The following is an 18,709-nucleotide window of genomic DNA, read 5'->3' as shown; positions in this document are numbered from 1 at the left end:
CGATCACTCGCTCGTTGTTGCTCGCGTTGAAAAAAGCGCGCGATTCGTACGACGCAGCACCGCTTTGCGGTTCCACTCATTCGCATATTGGGCTATCGCTCACTCTGCCGTTTTAGCCCTTTACCGATGGAGTCCCAAGATGAAGAAACTCGTGCTGCTTGGCGCCCTGGCACTGTCCGTGCTGTCCCTGCCGACTTTCGCCGATGAAAAGCCTCTGAAAATTGGTATCGAAGCGGCTTACCCTCCGTTCGCTTCCAAAGCGCCGGACGGCGGCATCGTTGGTTTCGACTACGACATCGGCAATGCGCTGTGCGAAGAGATGAAGGTCAAGTGCGTTTGGGTCGAGCAAGAGTTCGACGGTCTGATCCCGGCACTCAAAGTGCGCAAGATCGACGCGATCCTGTCGTCCATGTCGATCACTGAAGACCGCAAGAAGTCCGTGGACTTCACCAATAAGTACTACAACACCCCGGCTCGCCTGGTCATGAAGGCCGGCACGCCAGTCAGCGACAGCCTGGCTGAGCTCAAGGGCAAGAACATCGGCGTGCAACGTGGTTCGATCCACGAGCGTTTCGCCCGTGAAGTGCTGGCTCCACTGGGTGCCGAAATCAAGCCTTACGGTTCGCAAAACGAAATCTACCTCGACGTGGCTGCTGGCCGCCTCGACGGCACCGTGGCAGACGCGACGCTGCTGGATGACGGTTTCCTGAAAACCGACGCTGGCAAAGGTTTCGCCTTCGTTGGCCCGGCGTTCACCGACGTCAAATACTTCGGCGACGGCGTAGGTATCGCCGTTCGCAAGGGTGACGCGCTGAAAGACAAGATCAACACCGCGATCACCGCCATTCGTGAGAGCGGCAAGTACAAGCAAATCCAGGACAAATACTTCGCCTTCGATATCTACGGCAAGTAATACGCCCCGGCGACAAGTCCGAAATGGCGCAAGCAACAGGATCTCTGAGGTTTGCGCCATTTTTTCATCCCCCTTTTCGAGGACCTGAATCATGTTGAAAGGCTACGGGGCTGTCATCCTCGATGGCGCATGGCTGACGCTTCAGCTCGCCTTGTCGTCCATGGTCTTGGCCATTGTTCTGGGTCTGATCGGCGTTGCGCTGCGTCTGTCCCCGATTCGCTGGCTGGCCTGGCTGGGCGACCTGTATTCCACGGTGATCCGCGGGATTCCCGACCTGGTGCTGATCCTGCTGATTTTCTACGGCGGTCAGGACCTGCTCAACCGCGTCGCGCCGATGCTTGGTTTTGACGAGTACATCGACCTGAACCCGTTGGCCGCCGGTATCGGCACCCTGGGCTTCATCTTCGGTGCGTACCTGTCGGAAACCTTCCGTGGTGCCTTCATGGCGATCCCGAAGGGTCAGGCAGAAGCCGGCATGGCGTACGGCATGAGCAGTTTTCAGGTGTTCTTCCGGGTGTTGGTGCCACAGATGATTCGCCTGGCGATTCCGGGTTTCACCAACAACTGGCTGGTCCTGACCAAGGCCACCGCGCTGATTTCGGTGGTGGGGCTGCAAGACATGATGTTCAAGGCCAAGCAGGCGGCAGATGCCACCCGCGAGCCTTTCACCTTCTTCCTCGCAGTGGCGGCAATGTACCTGGTGATCACCAGCGTTTCGTTGCTCGCATTGCGTCACCTTGAGAAGCGCTACTCGGTAGGCGTAAGGGCGGCTGATCTATGATCTTCGACTACAACGTCATTTGGGAGGCCCTGCCGCTGTACTTCGGCGGCCTGGTGACCACCCTCAAATTGCTCGCGCTGTCGCTGTTTTTCGGCCTGCTGTGCGCATTGCCGCTGGGCTTGATGCGCGTCTCCAAGAACGCAGCCGTCAACATGACGGCCTGGCTCTACACCTACGTGATCCGCGGCACGCCGATGCTGGTGCAGCTGTTCTTGATCTACTACGGTCTGGCGCAGTTCGAAGCGGTTCGTGAAAGCTTCCTCTGGCCGTGGCTGTCCAGCGCGACGTTCTGTGCGTGCCTGGCCTTCGCGATCAACACCAGCGCCTACACCGCTGAAATCATCGCCGGCAGCCTGCGTGCTACGCCGAACGGCGAGATCGAAGCGGCCAAGGCCATGGGCATGTCGCGCTTCAAACTGTACAAGCGCATCCTGCTGCCATCGGCCCTGCGCCGGGCACTCCCGCAGTACAGCAACGAAGTGATCATGATGCTGCAGACCACCAGTCTGGCGTCCATCGTGACCCTGATCGACATCACCGGTGCCGCGCGCACGGTCAACGCTCAGTTCTACCTGCCGTTCGAAGCCTACATCACCGCCGGCGTGTTCTACCTGTGCCTGACGTTCATTCTGGTGCGGATGTTCAAACTGGCCGAGCGCCGCTGGCTGGGCTATCTGGCCCCGCGGAAGCACTGATATGGAACGCATCGATCATTCATTGCCGTGGAGCCACTTGGGCAGCGAACGCCAGATTTCGGTGTTCCGCTTCGGCTCTGGCGAGCGCAAGGCCTACATCCAGGCCAGCCTGCACGCCGATGAATTGCCGGGCATGCGTACGGCTTGGGAGCTGAAAAAGCGCCTGACCGAACTTGAAGCCCAAGGCTTGCTCAACGGTGTGATCGAACTGGTGCCGGTGGCCAATCCACTGGGCCTCGGCCAACTGCTTCAGGGCAATCATCAAGGGCGTTTCGAGGCGGGCAGCGGCAAGAACTTCAACCGGGATTTCGTCGAGCTGAGCGCGCCAGTGGCCGCCGAGCTGGACGGGCACCTGGGTGATGATCCGCACGCCAATATTCAGCTGATCCGTCAGACCATGAGCGATGTGCTCGCCGCATTGCCGCCCGCCGCCAGTCAGTTGCAAGGCATGCAGCGCATTTTGCTCAGCCATGCCTGCACCGCTGACGTGGTACTGGATCTGCATTGCGATGCCGAAGCGGCGCTGCACATGTACGCCTTGCCGCAACACTGGCCGCAATGGCGTTCGTTGGCCGCGCACCTGAACGTAAAGGTGGGGCTGCTGGCGGAAGATTCCGGTGGCAGTTCGTTTGACGAAGCCTGTTCGCTGCCGTGGTTGCGTCTGTCGCGTCTGTTTCCGGATGCGCAGATTCCCCTGGCCTGCCTGGCGACTACCATTGAACTGGGTGGTCAGGCCGATACCGGGCGCGCTGAAGCCAGCGCTTACGCCGAAGGCATTTTGGCGTTCCTTGCCGAGCAAGGCTTGATCAGCGGCGAATGGCCAAAACCTGCGCAAGACGCTTGCGAAGGCATGCCGTTCGAAGGCACCGAATTACTGTTTGCGCCACACCCTGGCGTGATCAGTTTCTTGCGTAAACCCGGTGAATGGATTGAAGCCGGCGATGAGATTTTCGAAGTGATCGATCCGTTATCGGATCGGGTCAGCACGGTGTGTGCTGGTACGTCCGGGGTGCTGTTTGCCATTGAACGGCTGCGTTATGCCCAACCCGGTTTCTGGCTGGCCAAGGTGGCGGGGCGCGAAGCGCTGCGTCACGGGCGCTTGCTCAACGACTGACTGACTGTTTTTGTGAGAACCGACCGCATGTACAAACTTGAAGTCCAAGACCTGCATAAACGCTATGGCAGTCACGAAGTGCTCAAGGGCGTGTCCCTGAAAGCGGCGGCTGGCGATGTGATCAGCATCATCGGCTCCAGTGGCTCCGGCAAAAGTACTTTCCTGCGCTGCATCAACCTGCTCGAGCAACCGCACGCGGGCAAGATTCTGCTCAACAACGAAGAGCTGAAACTGGTCGCCAACAAGGAAGGCGCGCTGAAAGCCGCCGACCCGAAACAGCTGCAACGCATGCGTTCGCGCCTGTCGATGGTGTTCCAGCATTTCAATCTGTGGTCGCACATGACCGCGATGGAAAACATCATGGAAGCGCCGGTCCACGTGCTCGGCATGTCCAAGGCCGAAGCCCGCGAGAAGGCTGAGCATTACCTGAACAAGGTCGGTGTGGCCCATCGTAAAGACGCTTACCCGGGCCACATGTCCGGCGGCGAGCAGCAGCGTGTGGCGATTGCCCGTGCGTTGGCGATGGAACCTGAGGTAATGCTGTTCGACGAACCGACGTCGGCGCTCGACCCGGAGCTGGTGGGCGACGTGCTGAAAGTCATGCAGGCCCTGGCGCTGGAAGGCCGGACCATGGTGGTGGTGACGCACGAAATGGGCTTCGCCCGTGAAGTGTCGAACCAGCTGGTGTTCCTGCACAAAGGTGTCGTCGAAGAAAGCGGCAACCCGCGTGAGGTGCTGGTCAATCCACAGTCCGAGCGTTTGCAACAATTCCTCTCGGGTAGCCTGAAGTAAACCGAACTCCCGTTGCGCACCGGGATAGTGCATGCTTCGCAATCTAGAGGCTGGCCCTGATCCCTTGTGGGAGCGGGCTTGCTCGCGAAACGGTGGTTCAGACAGCCACGATGTTGACTGATACGCCGCTTTCGCGAGCAAGCCCGCTCCCACATTTTTGATTTCTGCCGGTTTCGAGATTTGCGTTCATTTACGGGCTAGCCTTGGCCCATGCCTTCATTCTGTTCTTTGTTTCGGATTGCCCGCCATGACTGCCCATCGAATTGGTTTCCTGATTTGGCCCAGCACTAAAGCACTGACGCTTGCGCTGGCTGAGGAGGCCTTGCGTGTTGCCCAGCGTGTGCATCCGGACGTTGTCTACGAACTGTCGTTTTTGCAGGCCGAACCGCCGACCGAAGGTGCCTGGCAATTGCCGGGTGAACCGTGGGCCGGCAAGCTCGAAAACTTCCAGAAACTGTTCCTGCTCGCCGATGAGCCGCCGACCACGCTCGCGCCGGCGCTCAGCAGTGCGCTGAAACAACTGGTGCGTGCTGGCTGCGTGATCGGTGGTTTGTCGGCCGGTGTTTACCCATTGGCGCAACTGGGTTTGCTCGACGGTTATCGCGCTGCCGTGCATTGGCGCTGGCAGGACGATTTCACCGAACGCTTCCCGAAAGTCATCGCCACCAGTCATCTGTTTGACTGGGATCGCGATCGCCTGACCGCGTGCGGCGGCATGTCGGTACTCGACTTGCTGCTGGCCGTGCTGGCACGCGACCACGGCGCCGAACTGGCCGGTGCAGTCTCGGAAGAACTGGTGGTCGAGCGCATCCGCGAGGGTGGCGAGCGCCAGCGCATCCCGCTGCAGAATCGTCTCGGCTCCAGCCATCCGAAGCTCACCCAAGCGGTGTTGCTGATGGAAGCCAACATCGAAGAGCCGTTGACCACTGACGAAATCGCCCAGCATGTGTGCGTGTCCCGTCGGCAGCTGGAGCGGATCTTCAAGCAATACCTCAACCGCGTGCCGAGCCAGTACTACCTGGAACTGCGCCTGAACAAGGCCCGGCAGATGTTGATGCAAACCAGCAAGTCGATCATCCAGATCGGTCTGTCGTGTGGCTTCTCCTCGGGGCCGCATTTCTCCAGCGCCTACCGCAACTTCTTCGGCGCCACGCCGCGGGAAGATCGCAACCAGCGGCGCAGCAGCAGCCCGTTCGAATTGTCGTCGGTGCCCTCGGAGCGTGGGTGACCGGGCAGCACGTCACCTGCCGAGGCTGGTTTACTCCTCTGTTTCGGAGCCTTCAGACGTCGAGACGTCCATCTCTCCTCGATTGATCACTTCTTCCACACCAAAGTCTATGCCCGTCCGTTCGAAGTAACCGATCAGCCGCAGCAGGCTCTCCTCGGAAAACCGATTACCTCGAAAACTGATGTTTTCAGCGACTTCCGTCGGCAGTTCCATTACGTCGCTGGGGACTTCAGTAATGGCGTTGCCACTGAGGTCGGCCCAGTCCAACTCTGTCATTTGCAGCAGGCCAGACGGGATTTCGGTGATGCCGGTGTCATTCAGCAGTACGGTAACGAGCTCCGTCATCTGGCTCAGGTCTGGCGTTTGCCCCAGAGGGTTGTGGGCCAGATCGAGATAATCGAGCTGTTCCATACCCGCCAGCGCACTTGCCGATTCCGCTGAAAGTCTGACGCGGCACTGCGGAAGTGACAGCGACCGCAGTCGACCCATCTTGAACACAGCATCGGGAATGTTGCCCAGATTACAGTCGCGCAGTCGCAGGCTTTTGAGGTGGGTAAACGACTCCAGAAAATGCCCGATGCGGGTCACTCCGTCGACGCTGCGCAACTCCAGCGATGTCACATGACTGAAGTCGGCGTTCAGGGTCGGCAGCTCGCCGTTGATGTCGGACTCGAAAAAGAGTTCATAGGTGGGCTCCAACGCCTCATTGAAATCATCCAGTTCGCTTTCATGCCGCCAGCACTGCTCCAGCGTCTGTTTGAACTGGTCGCGGTTCATGTGTTCGACCAGCTGTTGTTGAGCGGTGAACGGTTCACCCGTCAACGGGTGCTGGGTCGGAAGGTCGGAAGTCCATACCGCCAGGTCGTTGCTCAGTTGAGCCAACTCCGCTTCAAGGTGTGTCAGCTCGATCCGGCCGTCAGCCAGAGTGCCGGCCAATTCATAGACAAACTCGCTCGCCTGTTCGACCTCCAGGTTCGGGTACAGGGCCCTGACTCGGTTGATGTCCGCCTCTGGGGCATAGACGCCCAAATCATATGAGCTGCTGAAGTAGTGATGCTTGATCAGTTGTCGGGCGTTATCCGAAAGCGGATTGTGCGTCAGGTGTATTGCGCGTTTGGTGTACGCCGGGCTTTCGAACAATTGCGCAGGCAGTTCACTGATCCGGTTGTGTAGCAGCTTGGCGGTATCAAGTTTGGAGTGGCGAACTACGCTGTCGGGAATGCCGGTCAGGCCGGTACGGCTCAGGTCCAGGTAAACAAGCTCGGGCATGGATTCGACACTGGGCACCATCGTGAACGGGTTCTGGTACAGATCCAGCTTGACCAGTTTGTTCAATGAAGACAGTTTCGCCCAGTTAGCTGCATCGAACCTGATTGCGCAGTCGCTTAACACCAGTGCATCAAGGTTGGCCATCCGAGGAATGGCCTCGGGGAGAGTGGTCAGGGAAAAGCGTTTTAAATCGAGGCGGCGCAAGTTGGTGAAGCGTTGAAGAAACTCGGGGACACCCTGCACAGCACGACTGCCTTCAAGGGTTAGCGACGACACGTGGGAGAAATCGGCCGTCAGCGTGGGTAGATCACCAAGAATCGGCTCGGCGAATCTGAGCGCATAGCGCGGCGTGTCATTCGAGCCATCGAGGTCCCGTTCTGATTGTCGACGCCAGCTGCGCTGGATTTCCTGGGCCAGCAGCCTGCGATTGTGTTGAGCGGCCTGTCGTTCCAGTTCGCTCAGCGGGGCTCGGGTTTGCGGGTGGACAGTGGGCGAGTCATTTATCCAGATGTTCAGTTCCTGATGCAGTCGCGAGAGCTCGCGGGCCAGGCGTGAGAGCTCTACGCGAGCGCCATCGGGATGCGTTTGTAACTGGTGAACGACAGACCGGAGTTCCTCCTCGGAAAGGCTGGGGTAAACCTCGCGAACACGCTCGTTGAGCGATGGTGTCGGGGAGGGGGTGCGCCGGTATCCATCTGAGCCGCCAGGCAAGCGCATGGTCGTCGGATCATAGAACGGTTTTCGATTGGGATTTTTTGCGAACAGCTTGCGAAGTGCCGGTTGGTTTAATGCGTGTTCGGCGATGTGTAGTTTGAGTGCCTGGGCATTTGTGATCGATGGGCTCAACGCATTGCGCTGCGCTTGCGACAACGCCTGAAAAAGTCCCTGATAAAAATCACCGGGCACCGATTCGCTGTCTTGATAAACCTGATAGGTACCGTCTTCGGCGCGCACCAGCGTTTTCAGGATCGGTGCATCGGCCAGGCCAATGCTGTCGCGCATAAGTCCGTTATAGGTGTAGTCCCTCACTTCAATCCGCAGTTCGGCGGAAAAACCGGGCAGCGAATTCAGGCTTTGCAAGGCCAGTCGGTGGGTGTCGGTGTTGTCCAGAACGTCGGAATAAAGGCCTTCGCAAGCTCGGGTTGCGCGTACGGCCTCCATGGCTTTCAGAGCTGCCTCCTTCAGCCGCGGGGGCGTGCGACCGTTGTGCAGTAGGCGTAACTCGGTCCCGGTTGCATTGCTCACCAACTCTTGCGCGACATCGGTCGGCAAACCCCTCACATCGTCGAGCAATCGCTGAACGTGCCGATCATCGGTTTTTTCCTGTGCGCGGTAGCGGGTCTCGAACAGCGATTGGTGGTGCTTTCGGGCGAGTTCGGCCGTTTGTTTTCTGAAGGCTTGCGTTTGGTTTTGCGGTGCAGGCATTGGCGCGTCGACGGGCCACGAGTCGTAGCTGCTCAGCAGTTGATGTTGCAGGGTTACATCGGCCTTGCGATAGCGCTCGGGTTGGTCGCTGCCGATCTGTTCGATAAAGGTTTCGATGTCCCGGTTGATCCTGAAGCGCTTGATCGTGTCTGTCAGCAGCGAAGGCGGACGGTAATGTTCGACATGCATTTCGCGCATGACGTCGTCGTGGTAACCGCTGACCCGCAAGATCTGTTCGCGCTCGGCGTTGGTGAATGACTCGACGCTATGGCCGAGGCGGCGCATGACCTTTTCCCGGTCCCAGTTCAGGGGTTGCTCCAGTTCTGTATGCCAGGCGCCGTGGTTGTTATGCAGCAGAGGCGGTTGATAGGCATCGGTTCGGTTTGGATGCTCAACCTGAAACGTGCCTGACACGCGGTCGGGCTTCACGGCATACAGTTTTCCCTCCAGTGGCAGCAGCGTCTTGCCCTCGTTTTGATAGAGGCCGAGATGATCGGGTTTTACTCCTTCCGGCAAAATGAGTGCTTGTTCGTAAGGCTTGAGATCCGGCTTCCAGTAGCGAGTTTTTCCTTGGGGCGTTGTGACGGGTTTGAGTGGGTCGACAAGTGCAATAGCTTCACGAGAGAGCAGAGGGCTGAGGGTCCGGGCAGCGATGGCGCCGCCCACTGCAAATGTCCCCACCTGAACCACCGTTTCGACGAACGTCACCAGATGTCCGAGCGCTTCTTTTTTCAGCCCTTCAGCCAGGTCCACGATGCCTTCGAAGGTTTCGTCGAGTAACTGGTAGGCCATGTAGGCGAGCATCAATTCGCCGAGAAACGGGACGAAAGGCAAGGCAACGAACGTCGCGATTTCAAGGATTGTCGAGGCCACTTTGCTGAAAGCGTCCCACAATGCCCATCGCGCGTTGCTGTCGACAGAGGCGGTGGAGACGGCGAGTGTGCTTGCATCGTTGAGGATCTTGTTCAGCTGTCGCTGATAGAGATGGTTCCACAGGTCCGCTCTGAACGGGATCGCCGAAAACCGCAAATCAGGCTTGTCGATGGGCGTTTCGCGCCAGCTCGGCAGTGGGTCGCCGTATCGGTGTTGTTGCCAGGTCACGCTCTGGAGGCGACGGTCGAGGTCGGCGAAAAAATGTCCTCTTTCCTTGTGGTCGACGAAACGACTGAAGAACGTTTGATAGGCGGGCGAGCGCAATTTGCGGGTTAGCTCTGCCATGAACGCCAACGTGTTCGGGTATTCCTTGAGAGGATACTCTGGATCATCGGGAATGTAGGCGATGATCCGTGTTGCCGTGCGTGCGCGCTCCAGGCTCGCCGCGAAAATGACGATGCCGGTCAGCGAGGAGGACATCATTGTCAGGTCGTGACCATACAGCGGTTGCCCACCCAGTCGAGCACCCGAACGCCCCTCCAGAATGCGCTGGATCGAGAGATGGGCATCCGCTGGAATGTCCTTTCGGATTTGCGCCATCTGCAGTGCAGATTTGAGTGCTGTTTTGTGCGAACCGATCACCTTCGATTTCAACACCGCGCCAGCTACCGGGTTGGACAGGCCCAGATTGTCTTTGAGGTAAGCGGTGTACCGGGCACCGATGTCCAGTTCCCGGCATAACCGGGTAAAGGTCGGGATCGTGAGCTTTTGCTTGACCGCCGGCAGCGTATCGAACTGCCCTGTGGGTGAAGGTTGGGTGATGAACGTCGAGGCTGGCTCGTAAGCCCCTGCCGCTGTTTCCGATTCCTGGAAGTTATGCAGGGCGGCATCGAGCATCGACACGGTCCAGGTGCGCGCCGCGCCAGTCTTGATTCCGAAAATCGGCACGGTTTGAGGGATGTACAGGCGCAGGAAGGTGGTTTTGACGTCCAGATCCAGGTCAAACCGGGTTTTCAGGGCGTCGCTCAGCAGCGGTTCGGCGAAGGCTTGTGCGCTTTGCAGGTTCGACAGCATTGAGTCCAGACGATTTCGATGGGTCCAGTGTTCCTGACTGAGCTTTTTCAGCGACTGGTGCTGCAGCGGTGTTGCGGTGCCATGCCAGTCCTGCGTCATAGGCGTGGCGTTCTTGAGGGCGCTGTGTGTACTGGACGATGCCTCTAATACCCAGGCTGGCAGATTGTTGAACAGGTGATGGTAGTGATCGTCCGGTTGCGTAGCGGATTCGCTGCCTCCTGTAGTGGAAGGACGATCATTCTCGTATCGGCTCATGCGCTATTCCCTTAGCGTTTTGAATGAGCCGCCAGCAAAACAGACGATGATCGGTTCCGTGCGGTACATATTTACCGCACCGCTCGACAACCCTGCCTATAACCTGTGCCGGCAGTTTAAACTGCGCCTTTGCGACGCTATATGTCGCATTGCCGTAAACCCGGCTGAAACCGGGGTTTGCGCTATAAGAAGTTGTCGCTTGGCGGCAAGGCCGGGCTGAAAACTGTCCTTACAATCCCCCCATCGCTCGCCAGTTTCAGGCGAGTGTTCCTCATCAGGAGACTCCGATGTCCGTTGAGCACGCTGCGGTACAACGCGCCGATTTCGACCAGGTAATGGTTCCCAACTACGCGCCTGCCGCTTTCATCCCTGTGCGTGGCGCCGGTTCCCACGTTTGGGACCAGTCAGGCCGCGAGCTGATCGACTTCGCCGGCGGGATTGCCGTTAACGTATTGGGCCATGCGCACCCGGCGCTGGTCGGTGCCTTGACCGAGCAGGCGAACAAGCTGTGGCACGTGTCCAACGTGTTCACCAATGAGCCGGCCTTGCGCCTGGCCCATAAGCTGATCAACGCCACGTTTGCCGAGCGCGCGTTTTTCTGCAACTCCGGCGCCGAAGCCAACGAGGCCGCCTTCAAGCTGGCCCGTCGCGTCGGTTTCGATCGTTTCGGCAGCGAGAAGTACGAAATCATCGCCGCGCTTAACAGCTTCCACGGTCGTACCCTGTTCACCGTGAACGTCGGTGGTCAGTCGAAGTATTCCGATGGCTTCGGTCCGAAAATCACCGGTATCACCCACGTACCGTACAACGATCTGGCCGCGCTGAAAGCGGCTATTTCCGACAAGACGTGCGCTGTGGTTCTGGAACCAATCCAGGGCGAGAGCGGCGTCATTCCGGCCGAACTCAAGTACCTGCAAGGTGCCCGTGATCTGTGCGACGCGCACCAAGCGCTGCTGGTGTTCGATGAAGTGCAGACCGGTATGGGCCGCACGGGCAAGCTGTTCGCCTACCAGCAATACGGCGTGATTCCGGACATCCTGACCACCGCCAAGAGCCTGGGCGGCGGTTTCCCGATCGCCGCAATGCTGACCACCGAAGACCTGGCGAAACACCTGGTCGTCGGCACTCACGGCACCACCTACGGCGGTAACCCGCTGGCGTGCGCTGTCGCTGAAGCCGTGATCGACGTGGTTAACACCCCTGAAGTGCTGGCCGGCGTCAACGCCAAGCACGACAAGTTCAAGGCCCGCCTGGAACAAATCGGCGAGAAGTACGGCCTGTTCACCCAGGTCCGGGGTATGGGCTTGTTGATCGGTTGCGTGCTGAACGACGCCTGGAAAGGCAAGGCCAAGGACATCTTCAACGCCGCTGAAAAAGAAGGCCTGATGATTCTGCAAGCCGGCCCGGACGTGGTTCGTTTCGCGCCAAGCCTGGTGGTTGAAGACGCTGATATCGATGAGGGGCTGGACCGTTTCGAGCGCGCTGCGGCGAAACTGACGCAAGCCTGATAGACCCTTCGACGCCTGACATTTTCAGGCGTCGAACCAAATTTTTGTACCGGGCTGGATCAAATGTGGGAGCGGGCTTGCTCGCGAAAGCGGTGGGTCAGACAGCAACGATGTTGACTGATGCACCGCTTTCGCGAGCAAGCCCGCTCCCACACTGATCTCTGTGTCTGCAATGACTTCCCGGTTATTTTCCTCATAGAGTTTTTCGAGAAAGGAGTGACACCATGCTGGTGATGCGCCCCGCGCAAATGGCTGATCTGGGCGAGGTACAGCGTCTGGCTGCGGACAGCCCGATTGGTGTCACTTCCTTGCCGGATGACGTTGAACGCCTGAGCGACAAGATCGCGGCAAGCGAAGCCTCGTTCGCCGCCGAAGTCAGCTTCAACGGTGAAGAGAGCTATTTCTTCGTCCTCGAAGACACCGCCACCGGCAAACTGGTGGGCTGCTCGGCGATCGTTGCGTCGGCCGGTTATTCCGAGCCGTTCTACAGCTTCCGTAATGAAACCTTTGTGCACGCCTCCCGCGAGCTGAAGATTCATAACAAGATCCACGTGCTCTCCCAGTGCCACGACCTGACCGGCAACAGTTTGCTGACCAGTTTCTACGTGTTGCCGGAGCTGGTGGGTTCGGCCTGGTCGGAACTCAACTCTCGTGGTCGCTTGCTGTTCGTCGCCAGCCATCCTGAGCGCTTCGCCGATTCCGTGGTGACCGAGATTGTCGGTTATAGCGATGAAAATGGCGATTCGCCGTTCTGGGATGCCATCGGTCGCAACTTCTTCGACCTCAACTACGCCGAAGCAGAGCGTCTGTGCGGTCTGAAGAGCCGGACGTTCCTGGCCGAGTTGATGCCGCATTATCCGATCTATGTGCCGCTGCTGCCGGACTCCGCTCAAGAGGCGATGGGGCAGGTGCACCCTCGGGCGCAGATCACCTTCGACATCCTGATGCGCGAAGGCTTCGAGACCGATCACTACATCGACATTTTCGATGGCGGGCCGACCCTGCACGCCCGTGTCTCGGGGATCCGTTCGATCGCCCAGAGCCGGGTCGTCCCGGTGAAAATCGGCGAGCCGGTCAAAGGCGTCGGTCGTCAGTACCTGGTGGCCAACGCCCAGTTGCAGGATTACCGCGCCGTTTTGCTTGAGCTCGATTACGCGCCGGGCAAACCCGTGACCCTGGATCTTGAAGCGGCCGAAGCCTTGGGCGTCGGTGAAGGTGCCAGCGTGCGCCTGGTGGCGGTTTAACGCCTGCTGCTATGCCTATAAAGAGTGAATGCTTAGTAAAGCAGCGAGTTTCACGGGTGGCGCAAGCGGCCCGTTTGAGGAGATAGCATGATCGTTCGTCCCGTACGCAGCAGCGATTTACCCGCTCTGATCGACCTGGCCCGCAGCACCGGCACCGGCCTGACCACCTTGCCGGCTAATGAAGAGCGTCTGGCCCATCGGGTCGGCTGGGCCGAGAAGACCTTCCGCGGCGAAGCCGGGCGGGGCGACGCGGACTACCTGTTCGTGCTCGAAGATGATGACGGCCGCGTGGTGGGAATTTCCGCCATCGCTGGCGCCGTCGGCCTGCGTGAGCCTTGGTACAACTTCCGGGTTGGCCTGACGGTCAGCGCTTCGCAAGAGTTGAACATCTACCGCGAAATTCCGACGCTGTTCCTGGCCAACGACCTGACCGGTAACTCCGAGCTGTGCTCGCTGTTCCTGCACGCCGACTACCGCACGGGCCTCAACGGTCGCATGCTGGCCAAGGCGCGGATGCTGTTCATCGCCGAGTTCCCGCAGTTGTTCGGCAACAAGATCATCGCCGAGATGCGCGGCATGTCCGACGAAGCGGGGCGTTCGCCGTTCTGGGAAAGCCTGGGGCGTCACTTCTTCAAGATGGAATTCAGCCAGGCTGACTACCTGACTGGCGTGGGCAACAAGGCGTTCATCGCCGAACTGATGCCGAAATTCCCGCTGTACACCTGCTTCCTGTCGGAAGATGCGCGCAACGTGATCGGCCAGGTTCATCCGGACACCGAGCCGGCGTTGGCCATGCTCAAAAGTGAAGGCTTCAGCTATCAGGGCTACGTCGACATCTTCGACGCCGGTCCAGCGGTGGAGTGCGAAACCGGCAAGATCCGCGCAGTACGCGACAGCCAGGCGCTGGTGCTGGCCATCGGCACGCCGGGTGACGACGCCACACCGTTCCTGATTCATAACCGCAAACGCGAAGACTGCCGGATCACTGCTGCTCCTGCACGTTTCGCCGCCGGTACGCTGGTGGTCGATCCCCTGACCGCCAAACGTCTTCAACTCAACGCCGGCGATCAAGTGCGCGCCGTTCCGTTGTCTGCTGCCAGGGAGTCGAAATAATGAATTCGCTATACATCGCAGGTGAATGGCTGGCCGGCCAGGGTGAAGCTTTTCAATCGCTGAACCCGGTAACCCAACAAGTGCTGTGGGCCGGCGAAGGCGCTACGGCTGCTCAGGTTGAATCGGCCGTACAAGCCGCGCGCCAGGCATTCCCGAGCTGGGCCCGACGGACCCTGGAAGAGCGCATCACCGTGTTGGAGGCCTTTGCCGCCGCGCTGAAGAACAATGCTGACGAACTGGCTCGCACCATCGGTGAGGAAACCGGCAAGCCTTTGTGGGAAGCGGCGACCGAAGTCACCAGCATGGTCAACAAGATTGCGATCTCGGTGCAGAGCTACCGCGAACGTACCGGCGAGAAGAGCGGCCCGCTGGGCGACGCCACCGCCGTGCTGCGCCACAAGCCACATGGTGTGGTTGCGGTGTTCGGGCCTTACAACTTCCCGGGTCACCTGCCGAACGGTCACATCGTGCCGGCGCTGCTGGCCGGTAATAGCGTGCTGTTCAAACCCAGCGAGCTGACGCCGAAAGTCGCCGAACTGACGGTCAAGTGCTGGATCGAAGCCGGTCTGCCGGCAGGCGTGTTGAACCTGCTGCAAGGCGCTCGCGAAACTGGTATCGCCCTGGCGGCGAACCCGGGCATCGATGGCTTGTTCTTCACCGGCTCCAGCCGCACTGGCAATCACCTGCATCAACAATTTGCCGGCCGTCCGGACAAGATCCTCGCGCTGGAAATGGGCGGAAACAACCCGCTGGTCGTTGATCAGGTTGCAGACCTCGATGCGGCTGTTTACACCATCATTCAGTCGGCGTTCATTTCCGCCGGTCAGCGTTGCACCTGCGCCCGCCGCTTGCTGGTGCCGCAGGGCGCCTGGGGCGACACACTGCTGGCGCGTCTGGTGGCGGTCAGCCGTACGATTGAAGTCGGCGCGTTTGATCAGCAACCGGCACCGTTCATGGGCTCGGTGATTTCCCTCGGCGCTGCGAAAGCACTGATGGATGCCCAGGAGCATCTGCTGGGAAATGGCGCAGTCGCGCTGCTGGAAATGACTCAGCCACAAGCTCAAGCTGCCTTGCTGACCCCTGGCATTCTGGACGTAACGGCAGTGGCTGATCGCCCTGACGAAGAGCTGTTCGGCCCGCTGCTGCAAGTGATCCGCTACGCTGATTTTGAGGCGGCGATCGCTGAAGCCAACGACACCGACTATGGCTTGGCGGCCGGTCTGCTGTCGGATTCCGAAGCACGTTATCAGCAGTTCTGGCTGGAAAGCCGTGCGGGCATCGTCAACTGGAACAAACAGCTGACCGGTGCTGCGAGCAGCGCGCCATTCGGCGGGGTCGGCGCCTCGGGCAACCACCGCGCCAGCGCCTACTACGCGGCAGATTACTGCGCGTACCCGGTTGCTTCGCTGGAAACGCCGAGTCTGGTGATGCCTGCGACCCTTACGCCCGGCGTGAAAATGACGTGATGCCCCATCGCCAGCAGGCTGGCTCCCACAGTGATTGGGTCGCACACAAAATGTGTGAACACCCACCGAACCTGTGGGAGCCAGCCTGCTGGCGATGGCCGCGCCGCGGTCTTACTGAATAGTTACTGAAGCCATAACAACAGATTCTCGTGGAGCCTCGCTGATGAAATCCTATGAAGTCAATTTTGACGGTCTAGTGGGGCCGACCCATAACTACGGCGGTTTGTCCTACGGCAACGTCGCGTCCCAGAGCAACAGCCAGCAGTCTTCGAACCCGAAGGAAGCCGCGCTGCAAGGCCTGGCGAAAATGAAATCGCTGATGGAAATGGGCTTTCAACAGGGCGTGCTGGCACCACAGGAGCGCCCGGACGTGGCCGCCCTGCGTCGTTTGGGTTTCAGCGGCACCGACGCTCAGGTGATCGAGCAGGCGGCTAAAGATGCGATGCCGTTGCTGGTCGCCAGTTGCTCGGCGTCGAGCATGTGGGTGGCCAACGCCGCCACCGTCAGCCCGAGTGCCGACACCGCGGATGGCCGTGTGCATTTCACCGCGGCCAACCTGAACTGCAAATATCACCGCAGCATCGAACACCCGACCACCAGTCGCGTGCTGGGGGCGATGTTCGCTGACCAGAAACACTTCGCTCACCACGCTGCATTGCCAGCCGTGGCGCAGTTCGGGGACGAAGGCGCAGCCAACCACACCCGTTTCTGCCGTGAATATGGCGAAGCAGGCGTCGAGTTCTTCGTGTTCGGTCGCAGCGCGTTCGACACCCGTTACCCGGCACCGCAGAAATACCCGGCCCGCCAGACCCTCGAAGCCTCCCAGGCGGTTGCCCGCCTGCACGGCTTGAGCGATGACGGCGTGGTCTACGCCCAGCAGAACCCTTCGGTGATCGATCAGGGCGTGTTCCACAACGATGTGATCGCGGTGGGTAACGGCGAAGTGTTGTTCTATCACGAGGACGCGTTCCTCGACACCGAGCAGATGCTGGCCGAATTGCAGAGCAAACTCGCCAAAGTCGGTGGGAAATTTCAGTCGATCTGCGTACCGCGTTCTGCGGTCACCGTGGAAGACGCCGTTCGCTCCTACCTGTTCAATAGCCAACTGCTGTCGCGTCCTGACGGCTCGATGCTGTTGATCGTGCCGGAAGAATGCCGTGGCAACGAGCGTGTCTGGCAGTACCTGCAAGGTTTGACCAGCTCCGGCGGCCTGATCCGCGAAGTGAAAGTGTTCGATTTGAAGCAGAGCATGCAGAACGGCGGCGGCCCGGCTTGCCTGCGACTGCGCGTCGCGCTCAACGAAACCGAACTGGCGGCCGTCAACCCAGGGGTTATCATGACGGCACCGTTGTACGGCACCCTGACCGAATGGGTCGACAAGCACTACCGCGACCGCATGACCGAAAACGATCTTGCGGACCCGCAATTGCTGCTTGAGTGCCGGACGGCACTGGATGAACTGACGCAAATCCTTAAACTGGGCGCGGTTTATCCATTCCAGATCAATTGAACGTCGAGAGCGTAAAAAACATGAGCGATACCCTGCAGCTGATCCTTGAAGACACCGACGGCACGCAACTGGAAACTTCCTGCACCCGCGTCGCGGTCATGTGGCAAGGCAAAGAGCTGTGGATTCAGCATGACGGCCGCGGCCAATTGCTGATCGGCGTGGACGTCGAAGAAGGTGACGCTGAATACGCAAACCTGCTGCTGCGCCCATTGGCGACTAATCTGGTAAGTCTGCAACTGGAAATGGAACCGGCTGAAGTCGGTGACGAAGACCACGTGCACGGCCCGGATTGCCAGCACGACCACTAAGGAAACCGCTCTATGCTCGCCCTCGGCAAATTGCTTGAACTGACCCTCGCCGGCCGCGAACCGGCGGAGAAGACTCAACTGACTGTCGAAGGCGTGCGCATGCGCTGGTTGAGCGAAGGTGCGCTGGAAGTCCGGCCACCTGAAGCTCGCGACAATGGCCTGGACCTGCTGCTATCGGCCGGCATCCATGGCAATGAAACAGCGCCGATCGAGTTGCTCGATCGCCTGTTGCATGACATCGCCCGCGGCGACTTGAAACCGCGTACACGTATTCTGTTCCTGTTCGGCAACCCGGAAGCGATTCGCAAAGGCGAGCGCTTCATCGAGCAGGACGTCAATCGGCTGTTCAACGGCCGTCACGAACAAAGCAGCGGCTCCGAAGCCCTGCGCGCGTGTGAACTGGAGCGGCTGGCGGCGAGTTTCTTCAGCCTGCCGGATCGCAACCGTCTGCACTATGACCTGCACACCGCGATTCGTGGCTCGAAAATCGAGCAGTTCGCGCTGTATCCCTGGAAGGAAGGCCGACAGCATTCCCGCCTGGAACTGGCGCGTTTGCGTGCTGCCGGCATGGAAGCGGTGCTGCTGCAAAACAAGCCGTCCATCGTTTTCAGCTCCTACACTTACGACAAACTCGGTGCCGAGTCTTTTACCCTTGAACTGGGCAAGGCGCGGCCATTCGGCCAGAACGATGGGGTCAACGTCGATCTGCTGGAAACTCGCCTCAAACAGATTATCGAAGGCAGCGAGCCAGCCCAGACCGAAGAAGCGCTGGACGGTTTGCAGCTGTTTAGCGTGGCGCGAGAAATCATCAAGCACAGCGATAGCTTCCGCTTGAACCTGCCAGCGGACATCGAGAACTTTTCGGAGTTGGAAGTGGGTTACCTGCTGGCCGAAGACATCGCCCAGACCCGGTGGATCATTGAGGAGGAGGGTGCCCGGATCATCTTCCCGAACCCCAGGGTCAAGAACGGCCTGCGCGCCGGCATCCTGATTGTGCCGACCACCGACGAAAACCTCGCCTGAATTCAACGCATAACAAATGTGGGAGCGGGCTTGCTCGCGAAAGCGGCTTAACAGTCGACGGCTATGTTGACTGATACACCGCCTTCGCGAGCAAGTCGGACCGCCGCTCCCACAGTTG

Annotated in this window: 14 protein-coding genes; 13 read left to right on the top strand and 1 reads right to left on the bottom strand. The window is 59.5% G+C overall.

Annotation, left to right across the window (positions count from 1 at the left end):
- Positions 1 to 139 precede the first annotated feature (139 nt).
- The 6 genes from KW848_RS28295 (at position 140) to argR (ending at position 5,523) form a co-directional block, all read left to right on the top strand.
- Complete coding sequence (locus KW848_RS28295) at positions 140 to 913, top strand: ABC transporter substrate-binding protein (protein WP_218538765.1); 774 nt, start codon at positions 140 to 142, stop codon at positions 911 to 913.
- A 91-nt stretch (positions 914 to 1,004) separates the two neighbouring features.
- Positions 1,005 to 1,694, top strand: a complete 690-nt coding sequence (locus KW848_RS28290) for an ABC transporter permease (protein WP_111451529.1) — start codon at positions 1,005 to 1,007, stop codon at positions 1,692 to 1,694.
- A complete protein-coding gene (locus KW848_RS28285) occupies positions 1,691 to 2,389 on the top strand; it encodes an ABC transporter permease (RefSeq protein ID WP_218538764.1) in 699 nt (232 codons plus the stop codon). The genes KW848_RS28290 and KW848_RS28285 overlap by 4 nt, the downstream gene beginning before the upstream one ends.
- 1 nt (position 2,390) lies before the next feature.
- Complete coding sequence (locus KW848_RS28280) at positions 2,391 to 3,503, top strand: M14 family metallopeptidase (protein ID WP_218538763.1); 1,113 nt, start codon at positions 2,391 to 2,393, stop codon at positions 3,501 to 3,503.
- A 27-nt stretch (positions 3,504 to 3,530) separates the two neighbouring features.
- Positions 3,531 to 4,295: an ABC transporter ATP-binding protein gene (locus tag KW848_RS28275; RefSeq protein WP_111451532.1), complete on the top strand. Its 765-nt coding sequence runs from the start codon at positions 3,531 to 3,533 to the stop codon at positions 4,293 to 4,295.
- Between the two features lie 247 nt (positions 4,296 to 4,542).
- On the top strand, positions 4,543 to 5,523 hold the full coding sequence (gene argR, locus KW848_RS28270; protein ID WP_008154322.1) for a transcriptional regulator ArgR: 981 nt from the start codon (positions 4,543 to 4,545) through the stop codon (positions 5,521 to 5,523).
- A gap of 30 nt (positions 5,524 to 5,553) precedes the next feature.
- On the opposite strand, the gene KW848_RS28265 is transcribed toward argR, so the two are convergent.
- Entirely contained in the window at positions 5,554 to 10,419 is a 4,866-nt protein-coding gene (locus KW848_RS28265; RefSeq protein WP_218538762.1) for a dermonecrotic toxin domain-containing protein, read from the bottom strand.
- Between the two features lie 287 nt (positions 10,420 to 10,706).
- Here KW848_RS28265 and KW848_RS28260 point away from each other — a divergent pair, with 287 nt between their 5' ends.
- The 7 genes from KW848_RS28260 (at position 10,707) to astE (ending at position 18,591) form a co-directional block, all read left to right on the top strand.
- On the top strand, positions 10,707 to 11,927 hold the full coding sequence (locus KW848_RS28260; protein WP_111451534.1) for an aspartate aminotransferase family protein: 1,221 nt from the start codon (positions 10,707 to 10,709) through the stop codon (positions 11,925 to 11,927).
- 224 nt (positions 11,928 to 12,151) lie between these two features.
- Positions 12,152 to 13,171: an arginine/ornithine succinyltransferase subunit alpha gene (aruF, locus tag KW848_RS28255; protein WP_074879219.1), complete on the top strand. Its 1,020-nt coding sequence runs from the start codon at positions 12,152 to 12,154 to the stop codon at positions 13,169 to 13,171.
- Positions 13,172 to 13,258: 87 nt separating this feature from the next.
- Entirely contained in the window at positions 13,259 to 14,284 is a 1,026-nt protein-coding gene (gene astA, locus KW848_RS28250; protein ID WP_008154313.1) for an arginine N-succinyltransferase, read from the top strand.
- Positions 14,281 to 15,750, top strand: a complete 1,470-nt coding sequence (astD, locus tag KW848_RS28245; RefSeq protein WP_218538812.1) for a succinylglutamate-semialdehyde dehydrogenase — start codon at positions 14,281 to 14,283, stop codon at positions 15,748 to 15,750. Before astA ends, astD begins: the two co-directional genes overlap by 4 nt.
- Positions 15,751 to 15,913: 163 nt before the next feature.
- Entirely contained in the window at positions 15,914 to 17,260 is a 1,347-nt protein-coding gene (astB, locus tag KW848_RS28240) for an N-succinylarginine dihydrolase (RefSeq protein WP_033056736.1), read from the top strand.
- A gap of 20 nt (positions 17,261 to 17,280) precedes the next feature.
- Positions 17,281 to 17,568 carry a topoisomerase II gene (locus KW848_RS28235; RefSeq protein ID WP_192411127.1) on the top strand — a complete coding sequence of 96 codons (288 nt, stop codon included), beginning with the start codon at positions 17,281 to 17,283 and terminating at the stop codon, positions 17,566 to 17,568.
- Positions 17,569 to 17,580: 12 nt separating this feature from the next.
- Entirely contained in the window at positions 17,581 to 18,591 is a 1,011-nt protein-coding gene (gene astE / locus KW848_RS28230) for a succinylglutamate desuccinylase (protein ID WP_218538761.1), read from the top strand.
- The last annotated feature ends 118 nt before the right edge of the window (positions 18,592 to 18,709 follow it).

It is taken from the genome of Pseudomonas sp. PDM25, assembly GCF_019219045.1.
Taxonomy (GTDB): Bacteria; Pseudomonadota; Gammaproteobacteria; order Pseudomonadales; family Pseudomonadaceae; genus Aquipseudomonas.
The sequence above is the reverse complement of the archived record's forward strand: the minus strand, read 5'-3'. Positions and strand labels throughout refer to the sequence as shown.